The organism is Mucilaginibacter sp. Mucisp73 (assembly GCF_059491465.1).
The window spans coordinates 2,684,256-2,698,639 of sequence record NZ_CP168507.1; the positions used below are offsets into that span (position 1 = coordinate 2,684,256).

Sequence of the window (14,384 nt, forward strand, 5' to 3'; positions counted from 1 at the left end):
CTCGTCGGGGCTTTCTTTGTTTCAGGACTATATGCCTTTGCGGTTGACGGCTTTTTCCAGTACCGGATTTCTTCCTGCCAGGAACGCGGCCATATCCCCGGCTGTTATCCGGGTAGTTACTGCCCGCACAATCCCCTTGGGGTCGACAATAATGATATAAGGGCAAGCGCCGATAGCCAGCCGGTGGAACATCAGCGAATCATAGGCAATTGGCAGGCTGACACGCATCCTTTTACGGATACCTTTGTAAAACGCCCTGATCGCATTGTCGGGCCGGTGCGTATATTGTGACCCGGTATAGCCCACCAGCAGTATGCTTACCTGTTTGGAGAATTTTTGCTGCAGGCTGTCTGTTGCCGGCATTTTTTCAATACAGGTCCCGCAATGCCTGTTCCAGAAATCCAGGATCAGCCACTGCCCCTTAAAATCAGCAAGGGAGACCTGCTTTTTGGTAAAATAGCGGACCTCATTAAATTGAAGATCAGGACAAGGGGAACCTACAGCCGGATAGTTCCGGGGGGATTGCGCGCCGGCGCAATAGCAACTGATGAGGAATAAAAATGTGGCAATAAATTTAATCATGATGTTTTGTTTTTATTAATAACCTGGATTTTGTGTAAGGAAAGGATTCAGCTGGATCTGGGATTGCGGGATCGGGTACAGGGTGTCTGCAGGCTGCCAGTTGGTACCTTTGATTGCGCCTAACACTTCATTGGCCTGCCCGGTTCTTTTCAGGTCCAGCCAGCGGTGTCCCCATTCCGCGAAAAGTTCGGTTTGCCTTTCATGCATAATGGCCTTTAGCGTAGCGGTCTCGGTTGAAGTGGTAATGGGTGTTAAACCGGCCCTTTGCCGTATGATATTCAGATCAGCCAGCGCGTCACTGATTTTGTCCTGCTGCGCCCTGGCTTCTGCGCGGATCAGGTACACCTCCGCAAGCCGCAGGACGATATTGTTTTCCGTGACACTCGTGCTGTTCCTGACCTTGTATTTGTAAGGGTAGGTGTAGTCCGTACCACCGACGGTATTCGCCCTTAGCCAGGCGTTTCGCCGGTTATCCCCTTTTTCAAATGCCTGCAATAGACTCCCGGTGACTTTAAATGTAGGGATGGATGTAGGGGAACCGGGAATAAAGGCAGCGCCCTCAGCCGTATTCGCAGTTGGTTTGACCAATTGAAAGATCGTTTCTGACGATGAACTGTTGAACACCTGGTTAAGATCGTTCTCCAGTGTATAGGTCCCCGGGCTTAGGACTGCTGTCGCCTGTTTTTCCGCGTTTACCCAGTCTTTTTGATACAGATACACCCTGGCCAGCAGCGCGGCGGCAGCCATCCGGCCGGGCCGGGCGTTACCTGATGCGGCATCATTAGCGGAAAGCAGTTGTTCTGCTTCGGTCAGATCGGTCAGGATCTGCTGTTCGACAGTGGTGGTGGAGGCCCTGGGAAGCGAACCGTTTATCCCGTAGTCCGTCGAAAGAACAAGCGGTACGTCGCCGAACAGGTTGACGAGATAAAAGTAGGTCAAAGCCCGGGTGAATAACATTTCACCGCGGAGTTCGTCTTTGACGGCGGTGCTGATCGTTGTGGATTGATCCAGGCCCTCCAGCACCGCGTTGGCCTGGTAAATATACCGGTAGGCATTGGACCAGAAACTGGAATAAACCGTTGTGCTGTTCGTAGGGATAACATTGTTCATGAACGCATCATAATTTGAATTTGGATTGACGTTACTCAACTCATCCGCGGATAATCCGGCGTAGATGGTGACCGCGCCGTTCATCATGGTCAGGTTGTTGGCGATCATCTGGTTGTACAGACCAACGACGGCTGAGGTCGCCGCGGCATCGCTGGAAAAGACCCGGGACGATTCCACTTGCGTCTGTGGCCCCGGAATGTCCACGAATTTTTTACAGGAGGACAAAGACACTAATAAGGAAAGTGCGGCAGCCAGGCTGGTGTTGAATAATTTATGGGTTTTCATATCGTCGTATTAAAAAGTGAACTGGATACCGCCGACGATTGACCGTAAGGGCGGCAGGATATAGAAATTCTGGGTTTCAGGATCAGATCCTTTATAGCTGGTGATCGTCAGCAGGTTCTGGCCCTGGAGATAGATCCGGCAATCCCGGATATGGTAGCGGCTGAGCCAGCTTTCCGGTAAATGCCAGGCCAAAGCCACATTTTTGAGCCTGATGAACGAGGCATCGGTATAAATCGCGTTCGAATTGGTCAGCTGCGCTATCGCGATATACGCATTGGTATAGCCTGCAGTGTATTGCTGTACGGGTTTGACATTACCGGGCTGCTGCCAGCGGTTAAGTACCAGGTCGGGTTGGTTATAGATCCAGCCCGGTGGATAATAGGCCAGTTGGTTCAGATAGCTTAAACCCGTTTGCTTCCGGAACTCGAAAAAGAAACTAAGGTCGAACTGTTTATAGCTCAGGTTGTTCTGCAAGCCGCCATAGAATTTCGGGTCGAGGTTGCCCTGCACCTGGTAATCATCGGTCGTGAGTTGCCCGTCCTTATTCTTGTCTTCATAAGTATAAGTCCCGGTTTGCGGATCAACGCCTGTGTATTTAAGCGCATTGATCAGGTTCAGCGATTGCCCGATCACGTACCGGCTCGCGTAACTGGACGTGCTTAAACCCGGAAAAGCAAGCAGCTTATTTTTGGGCAGCGTGATGTTGAATGAAGTACTCCAGGTGAAATCTTTCTGATGAAAGTTCCGGGTGGTTAACGTCATCTCCCAGCCTGTATTGCTGACCAGTCCCGGAAAGTTCCGCACCACATTGAAAAACCCGGTTTGTGCAGGGAGCGAATAGCTGATCAATTGGTTACTGCTCCGGTTATGGTAATAAGCCGCGGTCAATAGAATGGCATCATTCAGGAAGCCCAGTTCTACAGCACCTTCCAGCTTTTTATTGATCTCCCAATTGTAATTGGGATTATAGAGTGCCCTGGGGTATAAGCCGGATAAACCATCATACGTATTTGTTGTATTGCTCCACAGGTTTAAAAATTTATAATCACCGATCTGGTCGTTACCGGTACGACCATAACTTCCCCTTAACTTACCGAAACTGAGGAAGGGCAACAGGTTTTTTACAAAGGACTCGGAGGAAAACAACCAGGCGGCACCTATGGCGCCGAAGTTCGCCCAGCGGTTTTCCGGTGCGAAGCGGCTGGACCCGTCCCGCCGCGCAGAAAGGTTCAGGATATACTTATCATGCAGGTTATAGTTGATCCGTCCGAAAAAAGCGGTGTAGCGGTATTGTACATAATCATTGGAAGCGGTAATGACCGGTGCGGCGGCTATCGAATTCAGCAGCAGGTCGGAATTGTAATTGCTTCCGTAAATGGCGCTGGTACTGCCTGTTTTGTCCTGGTAGGTATTTCCTAATAAAATACTTAGTTTATCCTTGTCCGTCACCCTGGAGTATTCCAGCTGTGGCTCCACGATCCAGTTCCTGTTATTGGAAACGGCGAATCCGGCGGATGGCAGTTCCCCGGAGTTCGGATCGATGGCAGCGGTTGGCCTTGTCGTCGATTCATCAGACCGGAAGGTATTATAGCCAAGGCTGGTCCTGAAAACAAGGTTACGCAGGACTTTGTAGCTTAACTGCAAATTCCCGAGCAGGTTCTCATTAACCGATTTGTATTTTTCCTGCAATAAGGACAGCGGGTTTAAAATATCATTGTTGCCCAGCGAGGAATACAGGATACCGGCATCCTGCCAGGCCAGTTTGCCTGGACTATCGTACAGCTTGATATTCGGCGGCAGGTTGATATAACGGGCCAGGTCATAACGCGGCAACCGGTTGTTATCATTGGCATACATGCCGGAGAACAGCAGGCTGAATCTTTTGTCGGCAGACGTATGATTGATATTCAAATGCAGCGAGGCGCGCGCATCGGCAAAGTCTCCCGGATAAACGGTTGTTTCCCGGTGGTAACCGCCGCCGATCAAAAACTGCGTGTTGGTATTTCCGCCGGATACCGTGGCCTGGGCATCGGTGGCATGGGCGGTGTTACCGATCAGTAATTTTTTAAGGTCGGTATAACGCTTGGTGTCCCATAGGGTAATATCAGGAGCAAAACCCGGATCACCCGGATTGTTGCTGACGGTCAGCCCATCGTTGGCAAAGCCTTCTTTACGCATGGCGACATATTGCTGCGTGTTGAGCAGGCTGACCGTGCTGCCGATGTTGCTGATCCCGGAGTTGACCGAGAAACTGGTTTTGGTTTCACCGGCTTTGCCTTTTTTCGTGGTGATCAGCACCACGCCGTTGGCCGCACGGCTCCCGTAGATGGCAGTTGCATCCGCATCTTTTAATACTTCTATACTTTCTATATCGGCCGGATTGATCGTCTGAAGGGGGCTTAATCCGCCAGAACTGATCGATGTCGGGTTGTTAGCTGCGGAGTTGATCTGGTTAGTGGCGGTATTACCGCTTTCAAATGGGACGCCGTCGATAACAAACAGCGGGTCATTCCTGGATAAGGTTGCATCCAGTGCATTTTGCCCGCGGATCTGAACATGGAAGGAAGAACCGGCCACACCGCTGGTTTGAGACACCACCATACCGGGTACACGGCCTTCGAGAGCGGCTAATACATTGGATACCGGTTGTTTTTCAATGTCTGCTGCTGTAACCGAGGTGACATTGCCGGTATTGTACCTTTTAGTGGTTTTCCCATACGCGATTACCTGTACTTCATCAAGCGAATTGGCAGTAGGTTTCAGGCGGATCAATAAAGGCCCGTCCGAAAGCGAAAAAGAGTATTTTAAAGTGACGTAGCCGATAAAGCTTACGGATAAGGTACCTGAAGTACCGGTCACGGAAATCCGGAATTCACCTTCTTTCCCGGTGATGGCAATCGCTTTAGTGGATAGCAATTGTACGGTAGCTCCAGGAAGCGGAAGTCCTTGTTCATCGGTGACTTTTCCGGTAATAGTTGACAGTACGGAAGGGTTTGAATTCTGGGCCTTTGCTTTAAAAAAAAGCCAAAGCATGGCCAGGACACTTAAGAGTATCGTTTTTTTCATGATATTTTTTTAAAATGAAAGAGAAATGAGAATAATAGAAAGTGATAATGGCAACCTGTTAGATTTAACTACTAACTGATCACAGGTTGCCATTACCGTCCGCTCATTCGGGCGGACAGATGACCAGAAACCAAATTTTAAGCTTAGTTGTTACGCGGCTCATCGGAATTGGATTGATCGTTCAACAATTGCTTTAATTCAGCCTCGTGATAAATAAAGCTTACCAGATCGGGTAAGTGGGTAAGCCCTTTATCCTGTAATTGTTGAAGATCGATCCCTTTTTCCGAAAGCGAGTTATAAAACCAGTCATGAATCTCCTGTTGGAACTGCTCATAAGGAATTTGAGCAAAACGTTCCATTATCCCGGTAAGTGTACCGAAATCGGGTTGGTCTTGATGTGGTTTTAAGTTTTCCATTACAATGAATTATTTTCAAGTATGGAGTCCGCTGAAGGGGATGGTCTGTTAAAATACTACAGGCATGGGTCCCAACTTATTGTTCACGGAGGGTTGACACGCCCAAGAGCACAAACAAGAAGGGATACCCACACCTGTAGCATGGGCATTCCGGCTTCTCATCCTGCGCTCTTTTGAAAGTGTCAATTTCCGTGAGCAAGACTCAAAGCGAATGCTTCAATATTTTCGAAGTATCCGCAAAAATAACATAAGTGATAAATTACCTATGGTTTATTTAGCTTTTTCATTCAATTTATCAAATATAATAAAGAATAGCTAAAAATAGGAAAAATTCTTCCTACTTTATACAAATGCTTTCAACTCATTTTGAGGATGAAAAGTCAGTATCGTGATCAAAGTTTCATTGAGCAAGTTTGTAAAAGGATAATAGAGATAAGAAAAGAGAAAGGCATTGTTCAAGAGGATCTTGTAGAAAGAACTGGTTTTGATATAAGACAAATTGGAAATATAGAAAGAGGGATAAGTAACACATCCATTAGTAATCTCGCCGCAATTGCAAAAGCTTTAGAAGTCCACCCAAAGGAACTATTGGATTTTGATTTCGAAATTCCGAAATACCCTCCTTTACGGAAAGATAGAAAAGGCAAATAACAAGTACATTTTATTGATGGCGATGCTTTCAGCCCGGGCTCTTCGCTATATCTGCTTCGCAGGATGCCGCTACGATCCCTATCGCGTTAACCGCATAGGTCCTAGCGTAAACCCATGTGATTACCCCAATAACTGATGAGAAGTAATATTACATCTATAGCCATGCCGTCCACTGGCCAAATAGAATATTCCGGGATAGTTTATTGAGCCTGTATATCCAGTATTAGCCATTATAAATTAACTTAAAAAGAATGTTTAAGATATACCAAGAATACGAACGTCAGGAATTAACAGGTTTCGTGGGTAGCAACCAACTCCAGACCGGGATTATTTCTGGTTATAAGCAACCGGGTTCAGTTATTATCACGTCTGGTGGTCGCCATGGTAAACGGGTAGGTTACACGAACCAGCAATTTAGTGATGGCTCATGGCTTTACATTGGGCAAGGTGGTGAAGGTGATCAAAACATAAATGCGCCCGGAAACAAGCTACTGGCAGAAAAACGCGATGTTTTGCTTTTTTCGACACGGGAGCCCAATGCTCACGAGGTGAGGTTACGAGGTAACCACCGCAAACTTTACAAGTTTGAAGGGATTTTTGATGTTGCAGGCTGGGAATATAAAAAAGTTAGCGAGGGTGAACGCAAAGGCGATACACTATTGTTCTTTTACTTGGTACCTGCCTGTAATATTTATACTGGCCTAGAAAATGACAAAGTCGAAAACTTTGAATTACCATCAAACCTACGAACATTAAAAGATCGTATAAATATTAAAATTGACGCTAGACCGGGTAACCGGCAAGAGGCAATCCGTATTTACCACTTGCGAAGCGCAATGGTTAAAAAATATGCTTTATTGCGAGCTAATGGAAATTGTGAATTGTGTGGTAAACCGGCGCCATTTGCAAATAGCCTTGGCGTCCCATTTTTAGAAGTTCACCACATTTTAAAGTTAGCCGATGATGGGCCTGATAAAACGGTCAACGTAGCTGCGTTATGTCCAAACTGCCACCGGGAAGCTCATTATGGCATAAAAGCTGCAGTGATAAAGTCAACCCTAATTAAGACAATTAATGAAAAAGACACTTCGATTAGTTAGGTAACACCCTCCTCGTAAATTATTGTATTCTTTTACAGGTGGTTAGTAAATAATGCTAAAATTTTTATCAAAATTATTTTGATTTGTCATTCTTGTCCGTAAATTTGTCCGTGTCCGTAAATCTGTCCGCAATATGATAAGTGTAAAATATTACCTCGATAAACCTGGGAAAAATGACCTATCTCCAATCCACCTAGTGATTCGTGAAAAGGATATCCAGATCAAAATTGCCACCGGCGAAAAAACCGATAAAAGTACGTGGGATGACAAAAATTTCCACGTTCTACCTGCTAATGCAAACCATAAGGTAGTCAACAAGTTCTTGGGATTCCTGAAAGACCAAGTGAAAAACTTCGTAGAAAACCCGGCAAATGTACCATTGACTAGCAAAAAACTGAAGGATTATATCCAATCTTTGGTAAGTACGCGTAAAGAAAATATAGAAACATCATTGGTCCATGATAACAGTGCTTATTTCGAAGGAAAAAAAGCCGTGACGTTTATTGACCTGTTCGCTGGTGCTGGCGGCTTTAGCGAAGGATTTTTACAAGCCGAGGAAGGCAATAGCTATTATGATTTTTTGCTAGCTAGTGATATTAATGAAAATTGCGAGCTGACCCACCTGGCAAGGTATAATTACCAGTTAGGGCTTGACATGGAGTTTTTAAAACAAGATATCACCGAGCCAGATTTCTTAGATAACCTGATCCAAAAAGTCAATGGTAAAAACGTTGACGTGGTTTGCGGCGGGCCACCTTGCCAAAGTTTTAGCTTGGCCGGTAAAAGAAAGAAGTTTGATAAAAAGGACGACCTATTCTCGCATTATCTCAAAGTAATTCGCCAATTACGCCCGAAATATTTCGTCATGGAAAATGTCAAAGGCATTTTAACAAAAGAAGGCGGGAAAATCAAGGACATGATCCTAGCAGAAATTCGCTCTATTATCGATTTGGAAGAATTCCACCAGTTTATCTCTTTTGTTACCCAATTGAAAAAACAAGTTAAAGGCAATGATTTTGTCCTAGATTGCTACCTATTACGCTTACAGTTTGAAACCGGCACAGAAAGTGAAATAGAAGGACTTAGGGATAAATACATCCTGAACTTGGAGAATAAGTTCAAGGTATTGACGCCTAAATTTACAGATTATAAAACCAGTAAAACTGACATTCATATTAACTCGATAAGGCACGGTTTTAACTTGTTGAAAAGAAGTAAAGAACTAGCTTATATCCGTAAAAAAGTGATCAACGAAAAAGCATTTTGCGATGTGCATAATGACTTATTTTCAGATGCTTTCGACGACTTCCTGACTTCAATCGAAGCTGGCTCTATAATTGAGCAAATAAGTAATGCTTTCCATAATCTCAAACCTGGTGTTGAATATAAAGAAGAGGTAAATGCCGTGATAAAGGCATTGGAAATTTACGCCTATACATTTGATGAATGCGTTAACGGGTTGCGTCCTTTTGCCGAAAAGGCCAAAAACTTGGATAAGTTCGATGAAATCTTAGCACAAATTAGGCTTTACAAAATAGAAGAACCATTCGTGGCATTAGCTTCTGATTATGGTGTGCCACAAAATCGCGAAAGGGTACTATTTATCGGCTGCCGTAAAGACCAGGAAATGGTGAGGGTTATCCCCGCCAGCGTAACTGGGCAAGAAAAAGTAACCGTATTCGAAGCATTGCACGATTTAGATTTTATTGATAACGACCAAGAGAAACTGGATTACGAAAAGATCGATAAAAAATCAAAATATAACGGGTCTTCCGCCAAGTATAACCAATTGCTAAAAAAGCGTGCAATTGACGGCACTATCATTACTAAAGGGTTAACTTATGCTGAGTGGTCTCAAAAAGGCCGGCTGAATGGACGGTTTAAACATCTTAAAAATCCTTTCTATGTAAGAGACTTTGAAGAACTGGAAACTCCCGGTGCCTATAAGGTTGCGCCATTACTTAACCACAAGACGAGCAAGCAGAACGAGGATGTAATCCAGCGACTAAAAATAATTTTGGAGCAGGGTGATTATACAGACTCCCGTTTAAAACTTGAAGAGATGGGTTTAGAATCTGATAAGAGGAACTATAACGTACTTCGTGCTGATGGGCAGAGCCCGACCGTGCTAACAATTCCCGATGATTATATACACTTTGCCAATCCTAGGGCTTTAACTGTTCGTGAAATGGCGCGTTTACAATCATTTGACGACTCTTTTGTTTTCCAAGGCAAAAGGTCCACCGGTGGAAATAAACGCAAAACCGAGGTACCGCAATATACGCTAGTTGGTAATGCCGTTCCACCATTAATGGCAAGAGCAGTGGCCGTCGAGTTGCTAAAAAACATCCATTAACAAAGCATGAGGCAATTCACCATCCTGGAAGCCAAGAGGCTAGCTGTATTCACCAAGTACGGCATCGAAGTAACAGCGTTAGAACCAACTGCTAACGGCTTACAAAAGTCTATACTGGATGCTACCGGCCCCGTTCGGAGTTTTTTTATAAACCAAAAGATCCACGATTACGGTGCCCAACTACAGGGTACCTTGTCTAAGGTGATACTCAATGCTTATTTCGTTACCGCGGCTAGTTTAATCCCTTCGGCCGCGTCGTTATACCGGCCGGAGACTAAGAAAGGTGACCCGCGAATTTGGTTTAAAGGGTTGCCCACTTTTTCAAACCCACACGATATTATCGTGATATTTAATTACGATAACGCGCTATACTTAATAAACATTACCCAGCTGGATGTTGAAGGCTTAGTAGGAGCTATAATTAAAAACCCGTTGCAGGATTTAGTAATAGAAATTAACAAACAGGTCAACTCTGTAGCGGATGAATTATTACAATTACTCGTTGCGATTGGTCGAAAGGGGCCGATCCAAGCCTTACTAAACGCCGATACGGCTATCGGGCGAACGTTAGAAACCTTGCTAGGTATCGATATCAATTCTTCAAAAAAACCTGATTATAAAGGGATCGAGTTGAAAGCTTACCGTGACAAGAGGGGAAATAGGAAAAACCTATTTGCACAAGTCCCAGACTGGAAGATTTCAAAATTCAAAAGTTCCGCGGAGATCCTATCCAACTTCGGTTACGCCAGGGGAGAGGATTTTAAATTATATTGCACAGTTTCTACCAAGTCGCGGAACTCACAAGGTTTGCAATTAAATGTTGACCAGTTGGCTAGCCTGTTGCATGAAAACTCGCGGCAAGCCAATACCGGGAATTTTATCAGCTGGCCAATGGATACCTTGCACCAAAGATTGGTAGAAAAGCATAACGAGACTTTTTGGATCGGAGCTAATTCTACGCATGTAGACGGGAACGAATTTTTACACTATAATAAGGTAGAGCATACGAGCAAGCCAATCCTTTCACAATTTGACATCTTGCTTGACCAAGGCTATATCACGTTAGACCACTTGATTAAAAAAGAGCCCAGCGGTAAAGTCGTAGAAAAAGGTCCTTTATTCAAAATAAAGCCGGCCGCTTTAGCGTTGTTATTCCCACCCTCAAAAATCTATAGCCTCGTTTAGTAGGTAAAACCGGCAATTTTTTTGAAGCATGCAAACTTCGCACCTGGGTTTTCGGGCTTGGCAAATTAACGCGGCAAAATCGAGTATTGCCCAGCTAACGTACCTGGACTTCTTGTGCCTCGCAACTATAGCACCCAAGTTTTGCAAATAAGGATCGTACCTAATATCTGCTAGCTTTCTTGGCCCAAAATATCGTTCTAAGACCCTAGCCATATTAACATCCATCAGTGGTGTGTTTCTTTTAAAGATCACCAGTTCAACTGCATTTGCAAGGTATTGGCCCATAAATGGCACTTTTTCAAGTTTTTTCCTATCTCGTGGAAGTCGGCCTTTCCGCCTAACCATCTCAGCTGCAAGGTTTTTTAGGCGGCCAGCTCTTTGTTGCTGAAGACCGATAGGTTTCATAAAACTGGTTAATGCAGGCAAAGATTCCCGATCAATAGCGTCCCAATTTGAATAACTTGCGAGGAAAGTATCATAAAACGCAGCAGCGGTCGCAGCCTTAGTTCGTTGTAATAACACTTCCGCGATGATATACTCGTAGGGTGAAAGTTTATTTTGTCGCCAACGAAATTCCCTGCCAGCTATGCGAAACCAAGCGAGCAGTTTGGCTTGAAAATGAAGGATTTTCTTTTCGTCGATAATTTCCACCTTTTTTTAACAATAGGAAGGGTTTAATGTTTACCAAGACCATTCGTAGTATTATTATTAAATATTATTACTTTTAAGATCTAAACCTAGCGGGATTACGATTTAAGCCTAATGAACTACAGCGAATGGAACCAAGCTCTTTTTGATTTTTTCTTTAATGAAAGCCAGCGCGGTAAGACTGTCCTACTGGATATCGATACGGGGGACTTCTCAGCCATTTACACTGCACATCTAAGCAATAACGAAACGCACGAAGAGCATGAAGCGATCAATTCGTTTATAGTAGCTATCATTTCAGGTCCTCCTATAATGGACCTTGCCAAGAAAGTTGCTGCACCTGTTCAGCATGGATTTACGAACAAAATTCTCGCGATAGAAAAATATTACTACCTGGAACATAACCAAGGTAAATACAAGGTTTGTGCGCTAAAAGGCGTTACGCCATTATTTGCTTACGCCGTTGCTTTTACTTACGGTGCAAAAAAAGGAGCTGGAGGGTATTATAATGGCTTGTATAATTTGCTGGGAAATAATTTTCCAGAAAATGACGCCGACACCCGCAATTGCATTCAAACTACGTGGAACCGGGTTGAGCAAGACATTGCTAACCGGGGTGATGAGCTCGGCATGTTTTTTAATAAAAAGGATAGTCCTGGTACGAGAAAATACGTGGAAAAAGTACTCTCGCAATTTATCGTGCCACGCACGGAGTATAGACGTCTTCCTAGCCTGTTCTGGGATTTAGGATTACACCGCGATGATGCGGGCAATCCTAGGGTAAAAGCAATGTTACTGGCAAACGAAGCCATCGTTAGAAAATATATCCCGGTAGCATCCGCTAAATTAAACGGGCGAAACGGCGATGAGCTCTTGGTATTGGATATTATAAACAAGGCATTAATTAATTATGAAGGTAAAGCTGAATTTGAAGAAGCCACGCTTAAAAATATCACGATCCAAAAGAAAATTGAAAAATTAAAATTAGCTTTTGAAAAACATCCTGCAACTGGCAAAGTGCAGTTTAATTACTACTTCCGCTTATTAACCCCCGTAGATGAAACGTTAGTACTCGGCGGGAAGGAGGTTTGGATTGATTTTAATGGCTGGTCAAGCGCCATTGAAAGGCCTGGTGGAAAAACTTTTTCAGATCCTTTTTTGCTGGTTGATCAACAGGCCGGGTTCAAAGCTGTTTTCCAGCCTACCAAGGATTATTTTCTTTTTGGGGCGGGTATTAGCCAGGGTTTACCCAACGAGGTTTATATCGAAGCAGGTCATCCCGAACGATCCGGGACCCAATATTTTTTGGCCAAAGATGCCAAGCTAAGTAATTTCAAAGAATGGCTCGAGGAGAACGAGGCTCAAAAACAAGACAACTTACCTATTGGTGGTTGGAGCTTATACCGCTTGGAAGGTTATAAACGCGGACTGCCAGGTTACCAAGACTTGCAATTGCCAGCAACGGTTACTGCGACCATTAGCGGTGGTTTAAGGGCGAAAGCAAACGGTACATTTATCGCGGGCTTTCCTTTTTCTGTGCATTTGGAGGGATTTTCAGGGCGGGAGCAATTACTCGTTGACGGTTTCCCACCAGTTGACTTTAACCCGTTTGTTAACGGTTTCGTCGTTGATTTTTTGCAAAACATCGGTACCTACCAGCTCGTCATTAGCGAAATTGCCAACAGCCAAACAGTGGGTATCGTTAACGACGGTAAGATTATTATCGCGGGTTTTGACGGCCTAATAGGAAATGATTACGAAGCGAGCTTACAAACCGGCCAGGGTGATCAATTCAACGAGAAACCCCGGAATGACAAATTCTTAGCTTTTATAGCTAACGTCAAAGATTTCAAGCGCCCGCCGTTGCAATTTACAATTTGGGCGGACCAAGAAATACAGGTGGTTGACGATTTATTACATGCACCAGCTGTCCAACTATTACACTACTTGGCCTACCGGGGAGAACAAGGCAAACAATCCTTCGATGCCTCGCTATCGGCTTTTTATGCGAATAATCAACTCGCCACAAGTAACTACATAGATTTCAAGAATTATACTTTGTATAACTTGGTTGATAGTTGCCGCGTAATGATAAACCGGGGCGAACGTGGCCAAGCACGAAGCATTGTTCCTCTTGCTCCATTTCTTTGCCGTTTGGGAAACGCTAATAGTGCTTTTTTTAACGCTACGAAAACAAAAGAGCAGGTCTTCTCAGGCGAGCTTTTCTTTTTAGGTGGGTGTTACCAAGGTAAGCATATCGAGCTACTAGCTGTATTGTCCGAGCAACCCGCTTATCGCGACGTAGTTACGATCAAGATATTCGCCGAGCAAGATAGCTATGCCTTGATACCACCCAGCCTATTTTTATATATAAATGGTAATACTAATTTCATAGCCAAGGCGGCGGAAATTATTGGGAACCGCGATGTAGTTAATTATTTCGACGTATTACCTCATATCCCTTCCGTCGCGTCCTTACTGGCAGCAGCTGTGGAGAATCCGGGCGAGAATGCTGGCTTCCATGACCCTACCCGTTGCGCGTTATTCGATACTACCACGCTGGCATACCAGCCATACACACTATTACAATTGCCACCCAACGCCCTGGTTAAGTACAAGATACGCGATTATTATTCATTGGTAAACTTGCACTTTAATGGGAACGTAGCAACGGTGAATGAACAATGGGGAAAATTCATGCTATTCCACTTAACTGGCCTTAATATATTGTTCTTCGACGCCAATAAGAATGTGCTCGTTGTGCGTTTAAAGGCAAGACTACCCCAACCTATCCCGGCCTACCTTTACCTTTGCACAGGTAGGCTTCCATATAACGCGGCATTTACCACGGTAAACAACGTTTTGGAAGTATCTGCAACCGGTTCCTATTACGCTGTTTACCAAGGATTGGTACATTCATTGGCCGAAAATTTGGCTAAGCAGCTAGGGCAACAACTCAACCTTACAACCATAATTATATAGACT

At 44.4% G+C, this 14,384-nt stretch carries 10 protein-coding genes; 5 read left to right on the top strand and 5 right to left on the bottom strand.

The window, feature by feature from the left end:
• Nucleotides 1–27 precede the first annotated feature (27 nt).
• The 4 genes from ACEN82_RS11390 to ACEN82_RS11405 form a co-directional block, all read right to left on the bottom strand.
• The gene (locus tag ACEN82_RS11390; protein WP_413320617.1) at nt 28–582 is read right to left on the bottom strand and encodes a TlpA family protein disulfide reductase; all 555 of its coding nucleotides are present in this window, start codon (nt 580–582) and stop codon (nt 28–30) included.
• A gap of 15 nt (nt 583–597) precedes the next feature.
• Entirely contained in the window at nt 598–1,977 is a 1,380-nt protein-coding gene (locus tag ACEN82_RS11395; RefSeq protein WP_413320619.1) for a RagB/SusD family nutrient uptake outer membrane protein, read from the bottom strand.
• A gap of 9 nt (nt 1,978–1,986) precedes the next feature.
• Nucleotides 1,987–5,043: a SusC/RagA family TonB-linked outer membrane protein gene (locus ACEN82_RS11400; protein WP_413320621.1), complete on the bottom strand. Its 3,057-nt coding sequence runs from the start codon at nt 5,041–5,043 to the stop codon at nt 1,987–1,989.
• A gap of 143 nt (nt 5,044–5,186) precedes the next feature.
• The gene (locus tag ACEN82_RS11405) at nt 5,187–5,459 is read right to left on the bottom strand and encodes a hypothetical protein (RefSeq protein WP_413320623.1); all 273 of its coding nucleotides are present in this window, start codon (nt 5,457–5,459) and stop codon (nt 5,187–5,189) included.
• Nucleotides 5,460–5,831: 372 nt separating this feature from the next.
• Here ACEN82_RS11405 and ACEN82_RS11410 point away from each other — a divergent pair, with 372 nt between their 5' ends.
• The 4 genes from ACEN82_RS11410 to ACEN82_RS11425 all read left to right on the top strand — a co-directional run bounded on the left by ACEN82_RS11410 (nt 5,832) and on the right by ACEN82_RS11425 (nt 10,751).
• Nucleotides 5,832–6,110 (top strand): helix-turn-helix domain-containing protein, encoded by a 279-nt coding sequence (locus tag ACEN82_RS11410; protein WP_413320625.1) that lies wholly within the window; start codon nt 5,832–5,834, stop codon nt 6,108–6,110.
• 251 nt (nt 6,111–6,361) lie between these two features.
• Complete coding sequence (locus tag ACEN82_RS11415; RefSeq protein WP_413320627.1) at nt 6,362–7,210, top strand: HNH endonuclease; 849 nt, start codon at nt 6,362–6,364, stop codon at nt 7,208–7,210.
• Between the two features lie 133 nt (nt 7,211–7,343).
• Complete coding sequence (locus ACEN82_RS11420) at nt 7,344–9,566, top strand: DNA cytosine methyltransferase (protein ID WP_413320629.1); 2,223 nt, start codon at nt 7,344–7,346, stop codon at nt 9,564–9,566.
• Nucleotides 9,567–9,572: 6 nt separating this feature from the next.
• Nucleotides 9,573–10,751 (top strand): MvaI/BcnI family restriction endonuclease, encoded by a 1,179-nt coding sequence (locus ACEN82_RS11425; protein ID WP_413320631.1) that lies wholly within the window; start codon nt 9,573–9,575, stop codon nt 10,749–10,751.
• Here ACEN82_RS11425 and ACEN82_RS11430 read toward each other — a convergent pair.
• Complete coding sequence (locus ACEN82_RS11430) at nt 10,728–11,402, bottom strand: HhH-GPD family protein (protein WP_413320633.1); 675 nt, start codon at nt 11,400–11,402, stop codon at nt 10,728–10,730. The genes ACEN82_RS11425 and ACEN82_RS11430 overlap by 24 nt on opposite strands.
• A 111-nt stretch (nt 11,403–11,513) precedes the next feature.
• Here ACEN82_RS11430 and ACEN82_RS11435 point away from each other — a divergent pair, with 111 nt between their 5' ends.
• Nucleotides 11,514–14,381, top strand: a complete 2,868-nt coding sequence (locus ACEN82_RS11435; RefSeq protein ID WP_413320635.1) for a hypothetical protein — start codon at nt 11,514–11,516, stop codon at nt 14,379–14,381.
• The last annotated feature ends 3 nt before the right edge of the window (nt 14,382–14,384 follow it).